The following is a 23,271-nucleotide window of genomic DNA, read 5'->3' on the forward strand; positions in this document are numbered from 1 at the left end:
ACATCATTAAAAATGTAATGGTTTTCAGCGCAATTTTTTGTGCTCAACACAAACGGAGTGCCCTTCACTACAAAATCCGGCAGTACGTGATTATGACAACTTTGCACAAGTACATGTGGTGCTGTTACCTAAAAGTCACAGAAGTACGGGTAGTCATGGGCAGACCCCACAAACTTGGTGCAGTGTGAGCGTAGCACGCTGAACATCAGCCGTGCACTCACGTTTACGCGGGAGAATTTACGCTGCAGTATAGCAACCTGGATATGTCGAGGCACCCGTAGGGCAAGAGCGCTTAACTGCGCGGTTTGAGCTACCACGAATGTGGCAGGCCAGTCAGCGTCGTGCGCCTCTGATTATGACGTGCGATATCTGTGCAATGCAAGTGGTGTACGCTGCCCTGGACTGAAAATGCGGCATATGCACACCACGTTGGGTGCCTCATCAACAAACACACCCCCCCCCCAACGTCCTACGCCGCGTCGTGCGCATGGGATTGTTTCAGGGGCAGGCAAAACCCACAATAGGTTTGCCCTGTGGACTACGAAAAATATTCTGGCTCTATTGCAGAGTAGCTACGTTTCTTGGCGCATCAGCACGCACCGTTACTGTAGGAAAGCACCAATGGGGTGCGTCCAACCCCCTATCTCCGCCAGTTGACCCACCACACTCGACATCCATGGGCTGTACAGCGTAACCTGAGGTCCAGGCCGAACCACAGCACACAGACTAGGGCTACCCGCCAGCAAAACGCAGAGAGTTTGACATTCACCAGGTCGCTGAACCGAGCAACCGGCTTCACACAGGCTACTTTCCTTTAGGAGACACAACACCCAGTGCGATTCTGTACATTCCCCTAAAACCGTACTTCCCTACCACAAAAGCTAACAGCAAACACCCGGTTGCGTACACGACGTTCCATCCAGAAATTGAGAGCCCAAGAAAGACAAAGCCGGGCACACCGCACGAAGGAGCAACATCATTGCTTAGCAGATTGCGCTTTATGTCATCAACACTTGCGCGGGGATCTACATCACCGGCACAGTGTAAGAAATCCGTAAACCAACCATACTCCAAACCCGCATGATACGCTGAAAGGGCCACACTGCCTACGTAACACATAGCAGCAAAGTATAGCGAGTATTTATCCCCTCTCAACATGGTAATCAAGGAGAAAACGAGCGCGGTAAAGTATGGGACCCTCTCATATAGGCATAGCCTACACGGAACCAGGTGATACACAAGCTCCCCAACATATGCGGCTGCAAGCGCCAGCACACTACCAACAAAAAACAGGATACCACACTCCCTCATCACCCTACCCACTGCACGAATGCAATACGCAAGACCGCGGCACTGTACCTCAAAGCATAAGACACCTGCAACCCCGCACAAATGAACGCCACCAGATACATTGCAAGCATGGCGTATAGCGAAAGCGTCACCCCCTCCATCATGGTCGAAAACCAGTTGCTGTACCGTAGCTTGAGAAGGGAAGCAGGCCAAGGCCTTATAACGATCATGATGTTGTAAAACACGAACGGCACCATGAAGAATATGAAGAGGTGCATGGAATAGTTTGCCCACAGAGGACACGTGAAGATATCAGCACAGACCTTGTTGTACACACCACCTGCCACACCGTATAGGGTAACCGATGCCGGCATCGCGCAGGCAGCAGTAAGTAACTGGCCAAACGCTGACTGAACAACTATGGCATCTGGCCCTACATCCGGTCCGCCTTTCTCGCCGTTTTGAAGGATAAAAATAGACAACATGCCGATGAGCAACAGAAAAGCTGCCGCCTGCAGGAAAAACGGAGCAAGTTTGAGGCCGGTAGCAAACGCGGCATCAGACAGAGGGGGGAAAAACCCATATGCTATATAGCAGGATACATGGGCAATAAGCAGCGCAGAAAGAGCGGCCCAATGCTCTTGCCAGGCGGGCAGGTGGCCTATGCCCAAAAAAGTGCTCACCACCCTGACGGGAATTACAAAGCCCGCAAGCCTGACAATAACCTTGAACAACGACTTAAGCATATCACGAAGCCACAAACACGAATGTATGGACCACCAACACCGGGGCTAGCCACCTACATACCTACTCCACATGGTATGTCAACCGTTTTTACCAAACAGCTTGACCGACGATATCCGGACATGTAGAATTCTGCAGTTTTGCGTTTTGTGGGTCTGCTGTGGCTAAAAAAGGTTCTGGTCTGTTGGTGAAGTTGGTCAGCAGCGAGGGTACTGGCTACTTTTACGTTAAGAAGCGTGACCCCAAAAAGCTGGTTCAGAAGCTTTCCTTCCGTAAGTATGACCCGGTTGCTAGAAGGCATGTTCTGTTCAAAGAGGAAAAGCTAAGGTAGTGCAGCGTGGTGTGCTGGCCCTCGTTTGTTACTTGGGGCTGGCAGCCAGGGTGTGCGGTTTCCACTGGTGCGTGCCGGGCGGGTACGCATCGTTCCCCTACCCCTTGTTTGGCTCACCTGGCTTAGCGCGGGGGCGTTTGTGCTGGTGCCGGGTTGTGGTGGAGGGCGTGTTGGTTCCGCGTGCCGTGTTCGTGCTTGCGCGTGGTGCGTAGCCAGTTGCTGTGGTGTGTTTCGAATAATTATTAACCGCGGTGCTTCTGCTGTCCAGTCACCGTCCTGGTCGTGGATAACCAGGACGTGTAGCTCCCGGGCGTGCCGGGTGTGCATCAACAAACCAATCCTCTTCGTACCACGTGCTCCGGCAAGATGTAAGTCCCGTGAAACCTGCACCAGTGTGTCAACTCCAGCCGTAAGTTATGGATAGGCCTGGGGCGCGGTAGCCTCTGTACCCTATTAGTTGCACACCAAGAAAGACACGGCCGGCTAACGCCCAGGTAATAACGGCAACCGGAAGTTTCCGCCCTGGCCAGGCTTCATGAAAACGCTCCCGGCCGGTATTTACGCGATTGTGGCGGCTTGGCCAATGGCCGTGAAGTGACCTTGTCTGGTGCGCGATGAGAATGCATGTCCATACCCGCGATGGAAACTACTGGGCATTTTCCACAATCTGGAGCAATCACGTGCACCTATGCGGGTCTCCAGTGGGCAATGGTGCGGCAACCAACAAACCCACATGCGTATGTGTCGGTTCAAGGGTACACAGCCAAGATCAAGTGGGAGTTTCCCCCTGTTTTTACAATTTCATCCGGCAATTCTATTTGATTTTTTGATTTTTAGGGGTATATTGCCAGTGCCGTGCGGTTCTGGCCCGGTCTGTAGTTTCTGTTTTTAGTTTTATGGGTGTGTCATGGAAGGTGGTGAGGTAGGGAACTTGAAGTCTGACGATGCTGTTTTGGAGGACATCAAATCTAAGGTCATGGAGACCGTGGTTAGCTGTCTAAAATTGAAGGATGAGCAGAAGCAAGTTCTTTCTGGGACCACCAATTTAGCCAAGGATTTCAACCTGGATAGCTTGGATTTCGTAGACCTGATTATGTCTTTAGAGGAGAAGTTTTCTATAGAGATCACCGACGAAGAAGCGCAGGGGTTGGAAACTGTGGATGATATATGCAAGTACATACATGGTAAGTCCGGTTCTGAGTAGCGTCTGCCTGTGTGCGGTACCGCGCCATGGCACGCAGTTTTTGGGTTCTCCGGTGCTGTCAGGCGCCCTTTCCGTGTGGCCCTTTGGTTTAGGGGTTCGCTTCCAACGTTTAGGGGTTGTTTCGGTTTTGTATGGCTGATGATAGGTCTAGGGTTGTCGTAACTGGAATGGGTCTGGTGACGCCGCTGGGGTTTGAGATCCCCCAGGTGTGGAGTCGCCTGGTCAGTGGAGAGTCGGGCCTCAGTGCCATCAGCGGGTTTGACACCCACGATCTTGAGTGCAGAGTTGGGGGCCAGGTGGTCTCTGAAGGCCAGTCAGGAGAACATGTGTTTGACCCAGCGCGGTGGGTCGAAGAAAAAGACGTAAAAAAGGCTGATCGCTTTATCATCTTTGGGGTGGCCGCAGCGGACCTGGCGTTGTCTGACGCTGGCCTGCTGGATGCAGAGTTTAACCCTGACCGGATCGGGGTACTGGTAGGGTCCGGCGTAGGCGGCCTGCCGTGCATAGAAAGGAATGTCATAGCCGTGCACGAGCGTGGGCCTAGGCGTGTGAGCCCATTTTTCATACCCGGAAGTCTGGTCAACTTACTTCCCGGTCACATTTCCATACGACACGGGCTAACCGGGTATTGCAACGCATCAGTAAGTGCATGTGCAACCGGGGCTGCTGCCATCGCCGATGCAGCACGGGTTATAGCATCGGGAGAAGCAGACATCATGCTTGCAGGTGGCGCAGAAGGTGCGTTGTGTAGGGCGGCAGTGGCTGGGTTCTGCATCATAAAGGCCCTATCAACAAAATTCAATGATACACCAGAGCTCGCTTCCCGTCCTTGGGATAGGGACAGGGATGGTTTTGTAATCGGAGAGGGTGCCGGCATCCTGGTGCTGGAGAGTTACGAGCATGCAAAAATGAGAAATGCAAAGATTTATGCGGAGCTCGTTGGTTACGGCATAACTTCTGATGCCTATCACGTGACAGCCCCACACCCCAAAGGTAAGGGGGGAGCAGGTGCAATGGAGCGGGCGCTGAAAATGTCGGGTGTTTCCCCGGAAAGCGTGGGGTACATAAACGCGCATGGGACCTCAACACCTGTAGGAGACAGTGTTGAGATTTCTGCAATAAAGGCGGTGTTTGGTGACCACGCATACCGCATGCCAATATCTTCCACTAAGTCTTCCATTGGCCATCTGCTGGGAGCGGCTGGGGGTGTAGAAGCCATCTTTACCATACTATCCATCTGCAACGGGGTCGTGCCTCCAACATTAAATCTGCACAATTCTTCAGAAGACAGTAATTTGAACTTGGTGCCTTTGAACGCGCAGGAACATAAGGTGTCAAGCGCGATGTCTAACTCCTTCGGCTTTGGGGGAGTGAACGCATCGCTGTTATTCAAGGCTGTGTAGCCACATCGGTGTCAGGTGGTTTAGTGGCCCTTACGGGGCGCTGCACCCGTCTGCCACAACTGTGTTTTACATACACCCACCAGTCGGGTTCGCGCGTCCTTCTGCATGCCGGCGTAGCGCACTAAATAATCATCATTAGTCCGGCACCCGGTAGGTGCCGTACTGGAAAGTTCGCACCCACACAACTGGGTTTATTAGGATAAGATTCAGACAGCCATAAAGCGGTGTGACGCGAGTTTAGAATGGCCACGACGGCACGCACACGCAGCAAGAACCACACTTAATAGTTGCGAAATAAAAATGTCTTAACATTGCGCTAGCAGGGTGTTTTAAGAACGTAGCAATGGAGTATTTCAAACAGTTGGTCGCGTCGTCTATACAACACAACGCGTCCCACCTTTACTGTGTCGTTGGCCAGCCTCCTGCAATCAAGAGGTTAGGCCACATAGAATTCCTGCAAGTGAGAAAGATCGACCAAAACGACATTACAAGCATATTGTCCGCAGTGCTGTCGGCAGAGGCGCAAGCCAAGTTCGATAGTGATGGGGAGATCGGCGTGAATGTGGAGTTTGACGAGACGCATTTTTTGAATATCCACGCAGCAAGAGACGTCAGCAAACCCGGATCTGCAGCGAAGGTTACGGTTCATATTAGGGAATTGGTGTTCCCATCGGAGGATGACATCCCACAGGAGCTTGTTCGCATAGCCACATATGCACCTAGGGGAGTAATATTGCTGGGAGGAGCGGCGCACCACAACAAAAATTACACGATAGAGTGCTTGCTGCACAAAATCGGTACGACCCAGAAAAAGCATATCTTGACTTTCGGCATGGAAGCGGAACCCAGATCAGACAATTCCATAATAAGCACTTATGACGCATCTCAGGCAAATTTTGACTTCATCACAAAGCAAGCGGCGGACATTGTAGTGTTTGCGGAGCTCAACAGCAATCTGATAAGCGTGGTGCACAGATGTGTTACTACAGGAATGTTGGTCATAGCAGCTGTAGACGCTGTTTCAACTTCGTGCATGCTGGAAAGAGTTCTCACCCTATTTCCAGACATGGAGTCAGGAATTAATTTCCTGGCTTCGCACGTATTAGGCGCAACCCTACAAGTGCTACTCATGAGAAAGCCGTGTGTTTACGTGTATGACTTTATAATGTTCGACAACAAGGTCAAAGAAACGATAAGAAGTGGGAACGTGGCACAAATAGAGAACTCGGATATAATAGCGAAAATCAACATGTTGATTGAAGAGAATAAACTTACACATTCTGATGCACAACCCGTTCTGGCCCATCTCGTTGGTGGCGCAAGCTCGCGACACGTCAGCAACGTGGAGGATGAATTTTAGTCCGAGTATATCTTCCATGCTGACCAACACGTCGTCACAGGGCAGCAAGCGAGTCTGTAGCCGACTGACCGGGAGGTCTGCACCCATCACCCGCGGGCACCGCAGTTCACATGGGTCGTGAACGCGAGGTTTTAGTGTGCTTGCACTTTTCAGCTTGAGACGCAGCAAAATCCCACATAGAATCCTACCGTGCAGTTTATACCCTCCCCCGCAATGGTGTTTGATGGCAGCTTAAATTTGGATCCGCTAGTTTCTGGCAAGCCACCCGAAGAGACAACCGTGGTCGTTGCAATGTCGGGGGGTGTGGATAGCTCGGTGGTCGCCGCGCTACTGCATGAACGTGGGTATAAGGTCATAGGGGCCACAATGCAGCTGCACAGCAGCTCACCGGCGTCTGGAGCAAAGTCTTGTTGCGGCAGTGTGGATATATATGACGCAAAGCGCGTTGCATCAACGCTCGGGTTCCCGCATTACGTCCTGGACTATGAAGAAGTGTTCAGGAGGGAGGTTATAGACGATTTCATCAATTCGTACAAGCGGGGTGAAACTCCCATACCGTGCGTGAAATGCAACCAAACAGTCAAGTTCAGAGATATGCTCAAGGCAGCCAGAGCTATAGGCGGCGATGTTGTAGCAACTGGACACTATGTTCGAAGGGTTGAGATTGCCGGTGAGCAGCAAATATTGCGGGGTAAAGACCCGCAGAAGGACCAGAGCTATTTTCTGTTCTCCGTAACCTCTGAACAATTAAAATTCCTGCGATTTCCCCTAGGTGATTTGGCGAAGAGCAACGTTAGGCTGTTGGCGCAGCAACTCAACTTGGAGGTGGCAGATAAACCAGACAGCCAGGATATATGCTTTGTGCCCGAAAATAGCTACCGGGAGGTTCTGCGGAATTTGGACCCCGCATCGGTCAAAAAGGGCAAGATTGTGCACGTCGACGGCCGCTTGCTTGGCGAGCATGATGGCATATCGAATTTCACCGTTGGGCAGCGCAGGGGCCTGAACATCTCTGCACCATATCCGCTGTATGTAGTAAGATTAGATGCGGCGCAGAACACTGTGGTAGTTGGGCCGCAGTCTGCCCTAATGAAGAGGGCATTGTTCGTGAAGAATCTGAATTGGCTCCCTGATTACAACATTCCAAAGCGCGGACTGGCGGTTGATGCTCGGCTGCGATCATCCGGCGCCACTGTCCGTGCCACTATAACAAGTGACGGGGACGGCTATGGAACGGTGGTACTCGAAGAGGACTGCGTCGTATCACCAGGGCAGGCGTGTGTGCTGTATGACAAAGAAAGGTTGCTAGGAGGCGGATGGATATACAACAAGTTGTGCCACGAAGGGGCATGAGATAAACGGGGGCTTTTGCAGCAGTTGTGGGTTAGTATTGCACCATGCGTTACCCAGGCTGCCGCATCATGGCCGGGGCGAGCTAAAGCCGGGCAGTGTGCACTTGCTGCACGCAGGCACTTGAGGAACTTTTTGCATGTTTCACCCACCCATGCACACAATGCGCGTGATTCCAGAAACCTTTACCAGGGCAATACCTAAATCTGTCGTGCGTACCAGAAAATTCCACATAGCCAGACCAAGCCCATTCGGTTATAACCCCCAGCAATTCAAACCTCCCAGCAGTCCACCCTGCCCTCATGTTGTGCTGATTCCGGCGCAGCCGCGATAGACCAGGTTTCTGGCTGGAGCCCTACCCCATGGCGCCGTCGCAGTTGCGCGCATTTTCGCATCTATGGCCCAGTAGACCAAATTGGCACCCCGGATAAACTATTGAGACACATCACAGAATTGTGTGCACGTCACGCTTGAGCCGTTGCACGATTGCTTTTTGTAGTTATTATATTAGTTAAGAAAGTAACTTTTACGGGCTTTTTTGGACCCCAGTACCAACATCACTAGCGCGGCAGTCATCCGCGACTGTTTAGTCGCTTGCATCCGCATCATGCGCACTGCAAAAATCGGCCCGATTGCCTTTCAGAAACTCATAAAACTATATAAAACTCCGGAACTTGCGCTCGATGCACTCGCGCATGGAGAGCTCGGTAACGTGGGGCGTATATGTCCAGAAGACGATGCGGAAAAGGAAGTTGAGCTGTGCAGAAAACTGGGCGCAAGGATGATAAGTATGTTTGAGCGGGAGTACCCCCAAATGCTGCTGCACATATACGATCCTCCCCCAGTTATAACCGCGCTTGGTGATGTAGCTTTGTTAAACAAAAACAATAAAATTGCAATGGTGGGGAGTCGCAATGCATCGGCGAACGGAAAACGTATTGCGTATGGAATAGCATTTGACCTATCTAAAGCCGGGTTTGTTACGGTATCAGGCTTGGCAAGGGGAATCGATAGTACGGTGCATAGCGTGATATTTGAAAAAATGCCTACTGTCGCAGTTACTGCGAACGGGATTGACGTTGTATATCCCAAAGATAACCTACACTTGTACCGCGCGATAGTGCACAACGGCGGCGTGGTTGTGACTGAGCTGCCATTTTCGTCGCTACCGAAGGCGAGCTTTTTCCCTCAACGCAATCGTATAATATCCGGCATGGCCTGGGGCACAGTTGTGGTGGAAGCATCACGTAGATCTGGGTCCCTCATCACAGCAAATTTTGCCTTGTCGCAGGGCCGGGAAGTATTTGCGGTGCCGGGCTTGGCTTTGGACCCCAAATACTCAGGCAGCAATTATCTCATCAAGCAAGGTGCCACGTTGGTAGAATCTGCGGAAGATATTATACAAGCGTTGAACCCCGGCGCACGTACAATAGCGGCGAACAGCCTGCGACATGCCGCCCGGCGGCAAGACGCTGCCACAGATGGAGCAGGCTCTGCGGCAATTCGACGCGCGATTCTCCAACAACTGAGCGTTTCTCCCACAGACATTGAAGATCTGGCAGCTTGCACAAAAATTGGCACAAGTACATTACTCGCTGAACTCATTGAGTTGGAGCTATTGAGAAAGGTGCACAGATTTCCCGGTAACAGATTCGCCCTGTCTCTGGAAAACTAGTAATATTGCCCTGTCACCTGCGTTCGAACAGCTTATCTATTTCAGATAGACTGAGTTTGACATACGTCGGCCTACCGTGGTTACACTGGCCGGAATGTGGAGTATCTTCCATCTGCCTCAGCAGGCTGTTCATCTCTTCCAACTTCAGCGTTCTGCCACTTCTTATTGAGCTGTAGCAGGCAATGGTTCCGCACACGTGCTTTATCTTTTCGCGCATGAACAACGCGTCACCCACTTCGACAATGCTCTCCACTATTTTGGCAATCATTGCCTTGACGTCAAACACCCCAAGAATTGCCGGAACTTCTCTCACGGCCACAACCATGCTTCCCATAGGTTCGATTACTAGCCCAAATTTTAGTAGTTTTTCCTTATATTCGCCCAGCAACTCTAATTCGTATTCATTGTCTAGCTCAACTAACTCAGGCATGAGTAGCACCTGGCGTTTCATCCCCTCATCGGCTGTTACCTTTTTCATGTACTCATAGGTGAGCCTCTCATGCGCAGCGTGTTGATCTACTATGATTACATGGTCCCCGGCCCTCGACACTATATACCTGTCGAAAAGCTGACACACCGCATTGCCTAGCGGTAATTCTTCTATCAGTGGCACGATATGAGCCTCTGAGTCATAGCTTAGAACCGGACGCGTTGTGCGCCTACTGCTACCGCTTCCCAAAAAAGAAAACAGCTCCGCCGCGCGTGGGGGGTTTTCGATGGCATGCTCAGGCTTTGATAAAAATTCTCCCCCCCCCCCCGTCTGCTGTACGGAAAGCTTTGGGCCTACTGCCACACCATAATCGTGTACTTTACCGTAGTGTGGTGTATCCAAAACTGGCGTATTATCCACAGCGAAGTGGTCTAATCCTCCCCCAACTGGGGTACGGGGAGGCAGTTCTCTGTACACATTGCTAGACAAGGCCGTTGCCAGCGCCTCAACAACCACACTGTACACCTGCTTGCGATTCCGGAATCTTACTTCCAGCTTACTGGGGTGCACGTTAACATCGACATCACCTGGCAAGATCTCCATGCACATCACAACCACTGGATGCCGATCTCTGGGAATGAACTCGCTATATGCGGACTTTATTGCACCCATAAAGAGGGTGCTGTGTACAGGCCTACCGTTTACAAATGTGTATATCATGTCGGGCCTTGATCGATTAAACGTGGGGACGCTGATATACCCGGTGATGTTTATGGCATCTGAATGGAAACGTACCTCGAGTGACTGCTCCCGAAACGCATCACCAAAGGGTTTCATCTCCCACAAACGCGACATCAAATCTTCCCTGGCAGGGTACTTGAAAATCTGCTTGTCAGCTATGGTTAGGGAAAACGCAGTACTGAATCTGGCTGTGGCAAACCTGTACATCAGATCAACAATGCTTTGGGTTTCCGCCTTCTCCGTGCGCAAAAACTTCAGCCTGGTGGGAGTGGCAAAAAACAGATCTCTAACTTCTATAGAAGTCCCGCACGGTAATGCCTCAGGTGACAAATCTCTGGTTTTCTCCCCTCCTTCGAGCACTATAGACCAGGCCTCGGTGCACCCTCTATATTTTGAGACCATTTTAGTTCTGGCAACAGCTGCAATAGACGTCAGCCCCTCTCCCCGAAACCCCATCGACCTAATATTGTTGAGGTCATTATCCGGAAGCTTAGACGTGGCATGACAGATAAACGCTCTCTCCATTTCATCCCTGGGTATGCCACATCCATCATCAATCACGGAAATGAGGTTGCGTCCGCCTTTGTCTATTAGCACATTTATGGTAGTGGCACCCGCATCTATCGAGTTTTCAACAAGCTCTTTCACCACACTTGCTGGGCAATCTATTACCTCCCCAGCAGCAATTTTATTGACAGTCTTGGCATCTAACACAACTATAGGCACAACGTTACCATACACAACCAGTGCAACACCGGGCCATTATAGCGCACAAAGAGAAAACTACATATTCCTGTCTAGGGAATGGGAATAACGCGCTAGCGGGACCTGTGGCCACGCACTTGCGTACATCAATAGTTTACGGCACGACAGTGCTTGCTTTTTTATAATTGACCGCAGCAGATTAAGGGTATAGAAATTGGCAGTGGTTCGGTGGTTTTTGTCTATGAAGGATGTAGTCGAATCGTCCATTGATATCCAAAACAGCTTGTCTATGCTTGGCGCGTTTTCTAATGCTGATATTGTGGTGAAGGCCATCATGCTGATATTGGTCGCGTTCTCTATAATTTCTTGGTCGGTAATTTTGAAGAAGCATCTGACACTAAGAAAGCAAGCCAGGGAAATCAAGGAGCTTGAAGGGCGTTTCAGCTCCAGAAGAACCTTCACCAACCTGTCCGAGATTGTGGGCAGCAGCACAGGCATAGTATCGCAGATATTGAACTACGGGATACAAAATTCCAAGCTGGTTACGAACAAGCAGGCGGGGTTGCACAGGTTTGTGAGCGCGGAGCTGAGTAGGACCCTAGACAAACTTGAAGACAACGTAGAGATTCTTGCAACCATCGGCTCTTCTTCTCCCTTTATAGGGTTGCTAGGAACCGTATGGGGTGTTGTAGGTAGTCTGCGCTCTATCCCAACTGGGGTCAGCGTAGGCATTGCATCTGTTGGCCCAGGCGTGGCTGAAGCTTTGTTTGCCACTGCTTTGGGGTTGCTTGTCGCAATACCGGCTAACATATTCTACAACAGGTTCACAGCACTTATCACGAGAATGTCCAATCGGCTGAGTAATCTAGTATACGAACTCGAGGCATTTGCAGATAATGAGGAATAGACCCGTATCGTGCAGATTGTCAGAACGATGCGGAGAGGTTCGCAGGTTCCGCTCTGAGATAAACGTGACACCCTTTGTAGACGTAGTGCTTATACTGCTAGTGATATTCATGGTTGCGCACACGGAGAAGGCTCTGCCATCGCTTCTTGTAAGCCTTCCTAACGCAAATAGTGCTCTGAGCGTGCACTCCGAGCAGCCAGTTGTCTTGACCATCACTAAGAAAGGTACTATATATGTGAACGATAAGCTTTCCAGAGAGGCAAATCTGGAAACTGACCTCATGTCCGCAATTAAGGGTAAGGAGGCCCAGGTGTTTCTGCGTGGAGATAAGGGTGTGAGCTATGGGGCGATCATGAGGTTGGTTAACTTGTTGTCCGGTTACGGCCTCAGGAAGGTGGCTCTGGTTGCTGATAGTAGCGTGGTTGCTGATGTTGGGGGCAGTGCAGGCCGCACGTAGTGCGCTTTTGAACAACATTCACGTGGCTTTGTCTGTGCTGCTGCACGTGGTTGCAGGTGGTGTTTATTTCGCGGGCACTTGGGCTGTGGAGCGGGGCAAGGTTCAGCATGATGCAGGAAACCCGGTCATAGTATTTGGCCCTGTTCCTGTGGCGGACGCGGACAGTGTTCAGGTTGGTAGGCAACCGGTGGTTCTTCAGAGAAAAAAGATTGAGCGCAGATCCGTAGAGAAAGCCGAACAGGTCGTCGTGGAGCCGATCAGGAAGATACCTCCACCCCCTGGGAGGAAGTCCATGGAAAGGGAGAGGTTGGTTACACAGCCACAGCAGCAGGCTGCTCCTCCGGCGGTGGAACCGCTTCCCGTTGCTGCTGACGCGCAAGATTTCCCAGAAACCGCGGAGCAGGAGTTGTCTGGGATACTGCAAGCGGTGCAGCGTGAGGCTAATATCGGGCCGCCCGGCGCGGAAAATGAAGTGGATTCCGGTGAAGCTAGATACGACGAAAAGCATGAGCTCGCAGTGAGGATCGCGAATTCCATCAGGAGTAAATTCGTCGAGTGCTGGACTGTCCCGGCGGGCGCAAAGGATGTGGAGAGCATGGTAGTGAAGGTTGGTGTTGTGCTGGCCCCTAGCGGAAAAGTAGTGAGGGCAGGCATAGCGGACACCCACCTATACAACAGCAACCCCTTCTTCCGTGCAATGGCGGACAGCGCACTTAGGGCGGTGTACAAGTGCAGCCCACTCACGGGGCTGAGCAGGAGCGATTATAACCTGTGGCACGAGATAGTTCTGACTTTCAACCCCAAGTCGACATTCTGAGGCCCCTAAAAGGACGCCCCCCCTTCTTTCCCTTCCTGCTTGTGCGGGAACGTGAGTGTCACTATGGTACCCAGGTTCGGCTCGCTCTTTATGCTAAAGGTCCCGTGCATAAGCTCCACAAGCTTTTTACTCAAAGGCAACCCCAACCCCGTACCCTCGTACTTGCGGGAGTGTTTGCTGTCAGCTTGTCCGAAGACAGACATCACCTTGTACAAATCCTGTTGAGCGATACCAATACCAGTATCGCTAATTTCCACCACAAGTTGCTCACCCCTGATCTCAGTGCACAGCTTAACTAGCCCGCCCTCCGGGGTAAACTTCACCGAATTCGACAGGATATTTATTATGACCTGCTTCATTCGTTTTGGATCTGCAAGCATGACAACGGGCTCTTCCGGCATTTCCTTTTTGAGCTCCACCTTAGCATCTTTTGCCCGGGGTAGCACCATCGTGAAGGAAGAGTCCACAATCTTACTCAGGTCAAATTTGACAAACTCTACAGTGAGCTTATTAGCCTCCGCCTTTGAGAAATCAAGAATGTCGTTGATGAGGCTTAGCAGGTGAACACCCGATTGGTGAATGTCACTTATATACTCCTTATACTCCTCACTACCGATCGGCCCAAGTGACTCTGATTGAATAATTTCAGAAAAGCCAATAATAGAGTTAAGGGGGGTGCGCAACTCGTGGCTGACGTTGGCCAAAAATTGGGACTTACTCACGCTTTCTCTTTCAGCAGTCTCCTTCTGTTCCTGAAGCTCAAGGTTCGCGTCATACTGGCTGCTAAGCAGTTTTGCGCTTTTTCTGTAAAACAACACAACTAAACACACACAACTTATCATCGTCGCCCCAATGGGTATGACGAACATTCCATGTGCCCTACTAAGGGCGCGAGCGAGTTTTTTACAATCTTTAACTACCTGCAGGAACACTGTTGGGCCACCATCTTGTGACACCACTGGAAAAATGGCAGAAACCCGACCATCGGCAACTGCCCCCCGCAAAACACCGCCACTGGTGAGGGTTGCAAGCTGTGCCCCCGATAAGGACTCCCTGCCAATAGAGTCTGCAACAACATCCTCCCCTACAGTGAATATCACGGAACCGCTGGAACCGTACAACACCGCCGTTACCCCCTTAAGGCCTTGTAACGCTTGCACAAACTCTGCGCGCAATTTTATCATCAAGTTCACATGGTAAGGATCAGTGCTAACATGCGCGGGAACGGTCCGAAGCAAGTCAGTGTATTTATCTAGTATTGTGTATGACAGCACCTGGCCTATGTCTGCAATATCCTCCGCTGAGGTCATGTCCAGGGTACGTTCCAGCACTCGCACATGCACGTACCAAGCTACACCCACAAACAGTGCTACGAGCACCAACGAAGATAGATTTCTCAAGCGTCTAACAAGCACGTATCAGCACCCAACCACTAGCCACCGCCGAGGTTAATGGTATAACACGCCTGCATCAACACTTAAATTGTGTGCCCTTCTAAACTGTACGCCTGCATAAACTTTAGGTAAAAAAGTAATTTTGTTGACCTACATAGGGCTTTCGCGTTACCTTAAGTGGGTTCCGGAGCGTGAGGGTGTTATGGGTAATAGTTGCATTGTTCCGTTTTACGCACCCTTTGACGTAAGTTTTGCGCGCGGCGAGGGAGTTCATCTGTACGACGCGCAAGGCAAGCGATACATAGACTTTGTGTCTGGAATTGCCACCGTTTCTCTCGGACATTGCCACCCTGCATTGGTTAACGCACTAGAGACCCAAGGTAGAACTCTCTGGCATGTATCAAACATGTATCGCATAGCTGAGGCTGAGCGGCTCGCAGAAAAGTTGGTGGGCTGCAGCTTTGCGGATTTGGCGTTTTTTTGTAACTCCGGTGCTGAAGCCGTAGAGTGCGGATTTAAAATCATCAGATCGTACCAAAACGGCAAGGGAAGGCCGGAAAGATACAAGATATTAACCATGAGGCGCTCTTTTCATGGCAGAACCTACGCTGCTTGCTCGGCAAACGAACCGCAGCATTTTATGCGGCTACTGCACCCATATGTAGACTGGTTCGTTAGTGTTAATCCTGACATAGACTCAGTGCGAAGTGAAGTCAGCAAAGGCAACATAGGTGGGATTTTGGTAGAGCCGGTACAGGGCCAGAGCGGTGTGCATATCCTCGGAGGGGAGTTTCTCAAAGGCCTGCGCGACATATGCGATGAGCATGATATGCTGTTATTCTTTGACTGCGTGCAGTGCGGAGCGGGAAGGACCGGCAAGTTCTTCGCGTATGAGCATTTTGGCGTGCATCCGGACGTGTGTTCAATTGCAAAGGGCATGGGTGGGGGGTTCCCTATAGGTGGTTGTCTCATCACAAAAAATGCCGGACAGTTTGCTGCCGTGGGCATGCACGGGTCCACCTTCGGTTGTAACCCATTAGCAACAACTGTAGCGTACGCAGCTGTGAGCGAAATTCTCCGCGAGGGGTTCCTTGAAAATGTCTCCAACAATGGAAAATATCTGGTTGATGAACTCACAAAGTTGTCAGGAAAATTCAGTGGCATCATTGAAGAAGTGAGGGGGCTCGGCCTCATGGTTGGGCTGCAGATGAACACCAAGGTAAACGTACGGGCTTTTGCTGGTAAGGTTTTGGAGCAAGGGTTACTTCTCTCCACGGCTGACAGCAGAAACGTGCTTCGGATGTTGCCGCCGCTCGTAGTTTCCAAAGGCGAAATCGAAGAGGCACTACACATTTTTGAGCGCTGTCTCGAAGAGCTATAGATGCAACAAGCCGGGGTTGCGGAAAGCGATAGCTGAGCACTAGATCACAAAAGCACTGCTAGGTCTGCACGCAGCAATTGGGTTGTTATGTACCTTGTGCATACAACGCAGTTTCAGAACAGAAAAATTACGCTGCATGTTCGTTGCTTTTTTTGATAAATTAAGTTATAATCTTAATATTGTGGGGGTTTTAATGAGGTGTGCCTTGCTTCCAGGTTCAAGACGTAGTAAACGCAGAGACTCATCCTCCACACCACTTTTGGACTCTCCCACACCGGAAGGCGGTTCCTACGCTGGAAAAAGCCGCATAGATAAGACATTGCAGTTCATACAAAAAATCGAGGAGAAGCGCGCATCGAACAGTGCAGATATTTTTCTGGTTGCCTCTTTCGCCATGATCCTGGTGGAAGCGTTTTCTTCTTCCTTCACCATGTACTGCCTAGATTATGGCGCAAGCGCCCAGGTTAAGGCGAAGGTTATTATAGCATACTATTCACTGTGCGCTGTGCTTTCCTTTATCCTCATCATAAACGCAGTGCTCTCTGCCGTGCAGGCAAGACGGGCGCACAAAAGGGGAGAAACAACTGCGCACCAGCAGACAGTGCAAATCGTTGGAGAGGCTTTGACCATTTCATCCGGGTTGATGTGGATTACTATAGCCATGGCCTCCATTGCGATGACTCTTTCAGCAAATGTGCACATGCAGCTTGCAGCTTTGTGTCTGGCAATAGCGGCACCTGCGATTGGTGCTATATCAGCATTCTTGAGGGTCTACGAAGTCTCCGTGGCATATAAAAAGGAACGGTTGGATGCTGCCCGCAGTGGCGGGAGTTGCGCTTCCGATGCTGCCTTGTCTATGTCACAAAACAGAAAGAACTGGTACCGTATACAGTCCGGTTTGTTTTTGACCATTGCCTTGTTTGAGTTTGCGCACTTTTTGTGCCACGTATATGAGGCATACTTGCTCCGGGGTAATACGCACCTGCTCTTTAACATACAAGACAGAGTCCTTTTGGGGGTACAGGCTTTCCTGGCTTGCGTCTTCCTCTGCCTTGAAATTGCCAAGGTATACACAGAAAGAAATGAGGCCAAATTGGCGCAACCTGCGATCGCGAATACAAACATCTTGGAAGTTGAAGAAAGCACAGGTCCCAGCAGTCGTTCCGAAACTCCAGATGGCAGCACCACAACTTTAGCGCGCAGCTGTTCAGTGTCCAGCGTGGCCGCAGCGCATGCACAGGCCCTGTAGCCAAATGCAAAACTTGTGTAGTCCTGGCCACCGCCCATTCTAAATAACTGCTGCTTCAGTAAATATGTGGTAGCAGCCCCTACACCAGTTCCCCCAAAAGTAGCTTTAGCAACCTTCTCTGTGGTCTTAGCAGCCTTGGCAACCTTCTCTGGAGCAGTCTTAGCAGTACAACTACCATCAGTCTTGGCAACAGGTTCCCATCCCTGATCGGTATTTTGCTTTAACCCTTGCTCCTCCGTAGTTCCAACACCCTTGGAATGAAGATCACCAGAAACAACCTCTACACTGCTGCAGGTTGGAACAGGTTCCCAGTCTTGTGTATTATGAACCAATGCAGTAACTGTAGGATCGGCACATACCTCCTGCTCAGGGGTTGAAGGGGGACTTTGCTCCAGAGGTTCTGCAGTAGTTTCTATACAAGGAGAGGTATCAGGGATTACTGACTTCCGTCCCCTACGTTTACACGCATAAGCAGCATACCCATAGAATAAACAAGAGACTAGCGGAGGAGCAATGGCAGCAATGGTCCATGCAGTTAGTGGCAGCAAGAGTGCAACACAGATAGTTATGGCAATACAAGCCAGAGCCATGAGCAATCTATACTTTGGACTAGCAGCAAGAGGAGGAGTAAGCCATTTTAGCATTCTCATGCCTGCTTTTTTCTCCTGCTTATAGTCTTCTATCTCATCATGATTTAAGAGATCAGGACCACCTTTATAGTCTTTAGTATCCTTATAGTTATCTATAACAGAAGAGAAGCATTTATCAGTGACAGGAACCTTAGCAGAATATAGATCAGCGATGGTTTGAATGATTGTACAGACATTGATCAATATAGAAAATGCCATCAGTGCATAAGGAATGAATGCTAGTGCTGCTGCACCTGCAGTTATAGTAACGGCTGCAGCCCAAGTACCACCACCCGTAACCTCACCCTCAGCAGCCGCACTTGCAGTCCCAGCACCAAAGCCAGCCTTAGCAGTTATACCACAACCTCCCAATACACTGGCTTTAGCGCTTACAGTCCCAGACACTGCAACAGTACCTTCAGCATATACAACACCCTTAGCACTCACACTACCAACACCAGCATAAACGCCACTTGCCTCAACAGTGATACCACCAGCCTCAGCACCAACCTTAGCAACACCAGCAGAAGTCCAAGCAGCCAAACCCTGAACACCATTACCTAAACCAACCTCCTTAGCAACCTCCCCAGACACACCATAAGCAACAGCCTTAGCAACATCAGCACCACTCCCAGCACCAACAGCAACCTTCCCACCAACAGCAACCCAACTAGTGGCACCAGCAGCCTTGGCAACAGCCTCGGCACCTGTAGCAGCACCAAAAGCCTTAGCGGCCGCCTCACCAGCTGTGGCAGCACTAGCACCCACACCAATCTTAGCAACAGCATCCACAGCAGCTTCAGCGGCGGTTTTACCGGCAATCAGCGCAGCATTACCTACAGCAGTACCAGCAGTTTTTACAGTGGCACTAGCGGTAACCACACCTGCACCAACACCCCAGGCAGTCCCAACTGCCTTTCCCACTGCAGTACCAGTCCCAACCACATTGGCAACAGCAGCCTTTATGGCGGCAGCAACAGTACTTGCATAAGCTGAGGCTCCAGCCAATACGCCACCACCTACAGCAGCTTGCGTTGCAAAATAACCACCTGCACCAGCAGCAGCTGCAGTACCTGCAGCTGTTATACCATAACCTACCCTTTTACCAACCTCTGATATATTAGGAGTTATAGGAGTAAGAACAGGTTGTAATGATTGAACAGTAACTAATCCTTCTTCCTTTACTTGTTTAACTTGCTTACAAGATCTAACTAAATCTCTTATAGAAAATCCTGTTACCACTGAATATACTGCAGCTACCACACCAGCCAATGCTACAGCTGCAATACCTACTGGATTTGAAGCAAGACTCACAACACACAGTGCTGCTATGGCACTACATACCATCAGCAGCATACCCATATTCATGAGCACCCCAGACACACCCTCAACAGCACTCTAGCCATGGAGGACAGGGCTGTGTGTAGGTGGGGGGATAATAAAGATCAGCACCAATTTGAACAGCAGTACATACTGAGACTAATGCAAAGAATGCTATCAGCACATATGGGAGGAATGCTAGGGCTGTGTGGTTGGGACATAGATCAGCGATGGTTTGAATGATTGTGCAGATATTGACCAATGTAGAGAATGCCATCAGTGCATAAGGAATGAATGCTAGTGCTGGGTGGTAGCGCAGAGGCCAGCCTAACTCCTGTATAACTGGGCTTCAGTAAATGTGAGATGGTAGCACACAACCTTATGGAGAATACTGCGATAGTATTGGGAGACTCAACACATCCTCAACAGCTGCAACCATCCATGGAGGGCAGGGCTGTGTGGAGGTGGGGAGGATATGGATCAGCGATGGTTTGAAAACTGTACATACTGTGATCAGGATGGAGAATGCTATCAGCACATACGGGAGGAATGCTAGGGCTGTGTGGTTGGGGTGGGAGGAGGATAGAAGCGATGGTTTGAGTGGTGGTACAGGGGTCAGCACACCTCCTGTATAACTGGGCTTCAGTAAATGTGATGGCAGCACACATCCTCAATAGCACTCTAGCCATGGGGGACAGGAGAAAGAATATACGGGCTTGGCTCAACCTTATGAATACTACATGACCTTCGGGAGGTGCAACACACTCTCAACTGCACAAACCTCCCTCTAAGAGGTTCGCACCCCTACACACCCTCAACAGCACTCTAGCCATGGGGCAGGGCTGTGTGGTTGGGATGGGAAGATATAGTTATCTATCACAGAAGAGAAGCATTTAGCAGTGACAGGAGCCTTAGCAGATACAGATCAGCAATGGTTTGAGTGGTGGTACAGGGGTCAGCACACCTCCTGTATAACTGAGCTTCAGTAAATGTGAGAGGTAGCACAAACCCTATGGAGAATACTGCGATAATCTGGGGAGGTGCAACACACCCTCAACTGCACAAACCTCCCTCTAAGAGGTTCGCACCCCTACACACCCTCAACAGCACTCTAGCCATGGAGGGCAGGGCTGTGTGGTGAGAGAATACAGATCAGCGATGGTTTGAATAACTGTACATACTGTGATCAGGATGGAGAATGCGCCAGCACAGGTACAACAACTCTGGGAGACTCAACACGCCCTCAACGGCACTCTAGCCATGGGGGACAGGGCTGTGTGCGGGAGGATACAGATCAGTAATGGGTTGAGTGGTGGCACAGAGGTCAGCACGCCTCCTGTATAACTGGGCTTCGGTAAATGTGATAAGTAGCACAAACCTTATGGAGAGTACTGCCCGGCTCAGCCTTATAAATACTACATGACATTCGGGAGGCTTAGCACCCCAGATAGAGTTTGGTTATTTCTGGCACAATGCACAAAAAAATGCAGTCCTCCCGCTTAGCTTCTCTGAGAGTATGCGCTCCCCACAAATGCTACAGGGCTTCCCTGCCCTTTGGTAAACCATACAATGTTTCTGGAATTCTCCTATGGCACAAGCGGCTGTGATACCATCGCTCGAACACGGATCATTCCACAATCTCCCGCTTGCCGAGCTGCCCTGAGGTTATCACCCCTTCCCTTTCCATGCGCTCGACGAGGTTTGCCGCCCTGTTATACCCTATTCTTAGCTGTCTTTGTACGTAGCTTATAGACGTTTTACGATCCCGCAGAACTATTGCCACCGCCTTTTCGTATAGGCTGTCATCAGAAGAACAGCGGAGGTCCTCCCCATCTTTTTCTTCGCACTCAAGAACCCTGGCAATACCATCTACGTAATCCGGCCTTCCCTGCATCTTCAAGTGGTTTACAACATCCTGCACTTCATTGTCGCTAACAAACGCACCGTGAACCCGTCTTATTCTCCCACCGGAGACCATATATAGCATGTCACCCATGCCGAGTAGCTGCTCTGCACCCTGCTCTCCAAGAATTGTCCTGCTATCTATCTTGGAAGTCACAGAGAAGCTGACTCTAGTGGGGAAATTCGCCTTGATAACGCCCGTGATAACATCAACCGAAGGTCTCTGCGTAGCCATTATTATGTGTATTCCGGCAGCGCGGGCCATTTGAGATAATCTCTGTATGGATGATTCAATCTCCTTACCGGACACGATCATGAGATCGGCCATTTCATCCACCACAACAACTATGTAGGGAAATTGGACCTTCTCTATGGGCGTCCTCTCAAACACCGGTTCCCCCGTATCTGCGTCGAAGCCCGTCTGCAATACCCTTTCAAGCACGGCCCCGCTGCTTATCGCCTCCTTGATCTTCGCGTTATAGCCGGTAACATTCCGCACACCCACCGCGGACATGAGCCTATAGCGCTCTTCCATCTCCGACACCACCCATTTCAACACGGCCACCGCCTTTTTGGGCTCAGTAACCACCGGAGTAAGTAGGTGAGGAATGTTATCATATATAGATAGCTCCAACACTTTTGGGTCAATCATGATCATCCTGCACTGCTCGGGAGTGAGGCGGTACAATAGTGATAAAATCATGGTATTGATGCCCACAGATTTACCAGAACCGGTGGTTCCAGCAATCAAAAGGTGTGGCATTTTTGTCAAGTCGGCAACTACCGCTTCCCCATCTATGCCCTTACCAAGAATTATTGGAAGTTTTAAGTCAGGATCAGCATATTCCTTACTTTCCATGAGGCCACGCAGCATTACGATTTCTCTGCGCTGATTGGGAATTTCTATACCCAAAACATTCCTCCCAGGAATCACCGAAATCCTGGTAGACAGCGCACTCATGGACCGAGCAATATCGTCTGACAATCCTATCACCCTAGATGATTTTGTCCCAGCAGAGGGCTCAAACTCATATAAAGTCACCACCGGCCCGTGGCGCACGTCGATTATCTTGCCATATACACCAAAATCCTTCAGCACTGAATACAGGGCATCGGTTTCGTCCCGGTGGTCGGGCATATTGTCGCAATTAGCCTCAGCCGATGGTGCACGCTCCGCAAGCAATTTTACTTGGGGCAGGACAAACTCCACAGATTCTTTCCTTTCCACCCTTTTCTTCGGCTGTTTCGGGAGAGAGGCAACCCACGTAGCAGTACTTGCACTGCGCGGCGGCTGTTGTGGTGGAGGAGAAGACTGTGGCTGCTCCGCAGCCCGCGGAATTTGTCGCAGAATGGGTGTGGGCTCCATAGACGCAAACGACAGTAATGTGGGCAGCAATGTTGGGCATTCAGCCGAATGGGACATTTCCTCTGTTGTAAATAAATCTTCCTCATGCCCACCAACGTTAAGTCCGCTCACCCGCGCTTTAAACCTTGCAAAGAGATCACACAGAGCAGCAACCAGCCCCCAGCCGACAGAGCCAATCAGGCCTATAACAACAAGACCTACCAGCGCGGAAATGGGAAGCGATGCTAGTTTGGAACCTACAAAACCGCCATGGTAGAACTTACTTGTCGCGCTGAGCGATAGCTTTGACAATATGCCACCAACTCCAATAGTAACGATTAGGACACACGGTATGTGCATCCTCCGAACCAAGGTAGGTACGCACCTTAGCCTAAAAAGAGGAAGTGCTCCACACAAAACCCCAGAAAACCCAAACAGCTGGACTGCTAAATCTCCCACATATGCTCCTGGAACACCCATCAAATTCTGAATGGTGACATCACTCAACATACCAGCCGTGTTCAGCGATGCATCAGACGGATCGTATGTGAGCACAGACAAGGTAACAAACACAGCCACCAAAAAACGGAAAGTGAACCTGCACCAAGTCGCGATGCAATCCTTCAGCATGTACCAC

The 23,271-nt window shown here is 50.4% G+C and carries 18 protein-coding genes; 10 read left to right on the forward strand and 8 right to left on the reverse strand.

What is annotated here, in order from left to right:
• Positions 1–804: 804 nt before the first annotated feature.
• Together ACIS_RS03940 and ACIS_RS03945 are read right to left on the reverse strand one after the other, a co-directional pair.
• Positions 805–1,323 (reverse strand): disulfide bond formation protein B, encoded by a 519-nt coding sequence (locus tag ACIS_RS03940; protein ID WP_238523262.1) that lies wholly within the window; start codon positions 1,321–1,323, stop codon positions 805–807.
• Positions 1,311–2,036 (reverse strand): hypothetical protein, encoded by a 726-nt coding sequence (locus ACIS_RS03945; protein ID WP_012880897.1) that lies wholly within the window; start codon positions 2,034–2,036, stop codon positions 1,311–1,313. The genes ACIS_RS03940 and ACIS_RS03945 overlap by 13 nt, the downstream gene beginning before the upstream one ends.
• Before the next feature lie 158 nt (positions 2,037–2,194).
• Here ACIS_RS03945 and rpmG point away from each other — a divergent pair, with 158 nt between their 5' ends.
• From rpmG to dprA, 6 genes are all read left to right on the forward strand, one after another.
• Positions 2,195–2,365 carry a 50S ribosomal protein L33 gene (gene rpmG, locus ACIS_RS03950; protein WP_012880898.1) on the forward strand — a complete coding sequence of 57 codons (171 nt, stop codon included), beginning with the start codon at positions 2,195–2,197 and terminating at the stop codon, positions 2,363–2,365.
• Between the two features lie 907 nt (positions 2,366–3,272).
• Entirely contained in the window at positions 3,273–3,569 is a 297-nt protein-coding gene (locus tag ACIS_RS03960; RefSeq protein WP_012880899.1) for an acyl carrier protein, read from the forward strand.
• Between the two features lie 131 nt (positions 3,570–3,700).
• On the forward strand, positions 3,701–4,972 hold the full coding sequence (gene fabF / locus ACIS_RS03965) for a beta-ketoacyl-ACP synthase II (RefSeq protein WP_012880900.1): 1,272 nt from the start codon (positions 3,701–3,703) through the stop codon (positions 4,970–4,972).
• 460 nt (positions 4,973–5,432) lie between these two features.
• Positions 5,433–6,332 (forward strand): type IV pilus twitching motility protein PilT, encoded by a 900-nt coding sequence (locus ACIS_RS03970; RefSeq protein ID WP_238523263.1) that lies wholly within the window; start codon positions 5,433–5,435, stop codon positions 6,330–6,332.
• Positions 6,333–6,521: 189 nt separating this feature from the next.
• Entirely contained in the window at positions 6,522–7,685 is a 1,164-nt protein-coding gene (gene mnmA, locus ACIS_RS03975; RefSeq protein WP_011114221.1) for a tRNA 2-thiouridine(34) synthase MnmA, read from the forward strand.
• A gap of 535 nt (positions 7,686–8,220) precedes the next feature.
• A complete protein-coding gene (gene dprA, locus ACIS_RS03985) occupies positions 8,221–9,357 on the forward strand; it encodes a DNA-processing protein DprA (protein WP_012880903.1) in 1,137 nt (378 codons plus the stop codon).
• 13 nt (positions 9,358–9,370) lie between these two features.
• Here dprA and mutL read toward each other — a convergent pair whose 3' ends face one another.
• Positions 9,371–11,254, reverse strand: a complete 1,884-nt coding sequence (gene mutL, locus ACIS_RS03990; RefSeq protein ID WP_041651577.1) for a DNA mismatch repair endonuclease MutL — start codon at positions 11,252–11,254, stop codon at positions 9,371–9,373.
• Positions 11,255–11,474: 220 nt separating this feature from the next.
• Here mutL and ACIS_RS03995 point away from each other — a divergent pair, with 220 nt between their 5' ends.
• Genes ACIS_RS03995 through ACIS_RS04005 form a run of 3 tightly spaced genes read left to right on the forward strand, consistent with a single transcriptional unit; the run spans position 11,475 to position 13,414 of the window.
• On the forward strand, positions 11,475–12,140 hold the full coding sequence (locus ACIS_RS03995; RefSeq protein WP_041651579.1) for a MotA/TolQ/ExbB proton channel family protein: 666 nt from the start codon (positions 11,475–11,477) through the stop codon (positions 12,138–12,140).
• Positions 12,130–12,597 (forward strand): ExbD/TolR family protein, encoded by a 468-nt coding sequence (locus ACIS_RS04000; protein ID WP_187286239.1) that lies wholly within the window; start codon positions 12,130–12,132, stop codon positions 12,595–12,597. Before ACIS_RS03995 ends, ACIS_RS04000 begins: the two co-directional genes overlap by 11 nt.
• Positions 12,569–13,414, forward strand: a complete 846-nt coding sequence (locus ACIS_RS04005) for a cell envelope integrity protein TolA (RefSeq protein ID WP_012880907.1) — start codon at positions 12,569–12,571, stop codon at positions 13,412–13,414. The genes ACIS_RS04000 and ACIS_RS04005 overlap by 29 nt, the downstream gene beginning before the upstream one ends.
• A 5-nt stretch (positions 13,415–13,419) precedes the next feature.
• Here the strand turns inward: ACIS_RS04005 and ACIS_RS04010 are convergent, their stop codons facing one another.
• Positions 13,420–14,829, reverse strand: a complete 1,410-nt coding sequence (locus ACIS_RS04010) for a sensor histidine kinase (RefSeq protein WP_012880908.1) — start codon at positions 14,827–14,829, stop codon at positions 13,420–13,422.
• Between the two features lie 181 nt (positions 14,830–15,010).
• On the opposite strand from ACIS_RS04010, the gene ACIS_RS04015 reads away from it, so the two are divergent.
• Positions 15,011–16,189, forward strand: coding sequence for an aspartate aminotransferase family protein (locus ACIS_RS04015; RefSeq protein WP_012880909.1), 1,179 nt, complete (start codon positions 15,011–15,013; stop codon positions 16,187–16,189).
• A gap of 288 nt (positions 16,190–16,477) precedes the next feature.
• Here the strand turns inward: ACIS_RS04015 and ACIS_RS05490 are convergent, their stop codons facing one another.
• From ACIS_RS05490 to ACIS_RS04030, 4 genes are all read right to left on the reverse strand, one after another.
• The gene (locus tag ACIS_RS05490) at positions 16,478–16,621 is read right to left on the reverse strand and encodes a hypothetical protein (protein ID WP_187286240.1); all 144 of its coding nucleotides are present in this window, start codon (positions 16,619–16,621) and stop codon (positions 16,478–16,480) included.
• Positions 16,622–16,960: 339 nt separating this feature from the next.
• Positions 16,961–19,435: a hypothetical protein gene (locus ACIS_RS05600; protein ID WP_458692653.1), complete on the reverse strand. Its 2,475-nt coding sequence runs from the start codon at positions 19,433–19,435 to the stop codon at positions 16,961–16,963.
• Positions 19,436–20,845: 1,410 nt separating this feature from the next.
• Positions 20,846–20,953 (reverse strand): zinc finger domain-containing protein, encoded by a 108-nt coding sequence (locus ACIS_RS05655; RefSeq protein ID WP_081440544.1) that lies wholly within the window; start codon positions 20,951–20,953, stop codon positions 20,846–20,848.
• A gap of 61 nt (positions 20,954–21,014) precedes the next feature.
• Positions 21,015–23,264, reverse strand: coding sequence for an FtsK/SpoIIIE family DNA translocase (locus ACIS_RS04030; RefSeq protein ID WP_041651256.1), 2,250 nt, complete (start codon positions 23,262–23,264; stop codon positions 21,015–21,017).
• Between the last annotated feature and the right edge of the window lie 7 nt (positions 23,265–23,271).

Source organism: Anaplasma centrale str. Israel (assembly GCF_000024505.1).
GTDB lineage: Bacteria > Pseudomonadota > Alphaproteobacteria > Rickettsiales > Anaplasmataceae > Anaplasma > Anaplasma centrale.

Excerpts from the sequence above, each read along its gene's own strand:
- ACIS_RS03945 (WP_012880897.1), bottom strand. The coding sequence starts at position 2,036 with ATGCTTAAGTCGTTGTTCAAGGTTATTGTCAGGCTTGCGGGCTTTGTA.
- ACIS_RS03960 (WP_012880899.1), top strand. The coding sequence starts at position 3,273 with ATGGAAGGTGGTGAGGTAGGGAACTTGAAGTCTGACGATGCTGTTTTG.
- fabF (WP_012880900.1), top strand. The coding sequence starts at position 3,701 with ATGGCTGATGATAGGTCTAGGGTTGTCGTAACTGGAATGGGTCTGGTG.
- ACIS_RS03995 (WP_041651579.1), top strand. The coding sequence starts at position 11,475 with ATGAAGGATGTAGTCGAATCGTCCATTGATATCCAAAACAGCTTGTCT.
- ACIS_RS04000 (WP_187286239.1), top strand. The coding sequence starts at position 12,130 with ATGAGGAATAGACCCGTATCGTGCAGATTGTCAGAACGATGCGGAGAG.
- ACIS_RS04005 (WP_012880907.1), top strand. The coding sequence starts at position 12,569 with ATGTTGGGGGCAGTGCAGGCCGCACGTAGTGCGCTTTTGAACAACATT.
- ACIS_RS04015 (WP_012880909.1), top strand. The coding sequence starts at position 15,011 with ATGGGTAATAGTTGCATTGTTCCGTTTTACGCACCCTTTGACGTAAGT.
- ACIS_RS05490 (WP_187286240.1), bottom strand. The coding sequence starts at position 16,621 with ATGGTGAAGGAAGAAGAAAACGCTTCCACCAGGATCATGGCGAAAGAG.
- ACIS_RS05600 (WP_458692653.1), bottom strand. The coding sequence starts at position 19,435 with ATGAATATGGGTATGCTGCTGATGGTATGTAGTGCCATAGCAGCACTG.
- ACIS_RS05655 (WP_081440544.1), bottom strand. The coding sequence starts at position 20,953 with ATGGTTTACCAAAGGGCAGGGAAGCCCTGTAGCATTTGTGGGGAGCGC.
- ACIS_RS04030 (WP_041651256.1), bottom strand. The coding sequence starts at position 23,264 with ATGCTGAAGGATTGCATCGCGACTTGGTGCAGGTTCACTTTCCGTTTT.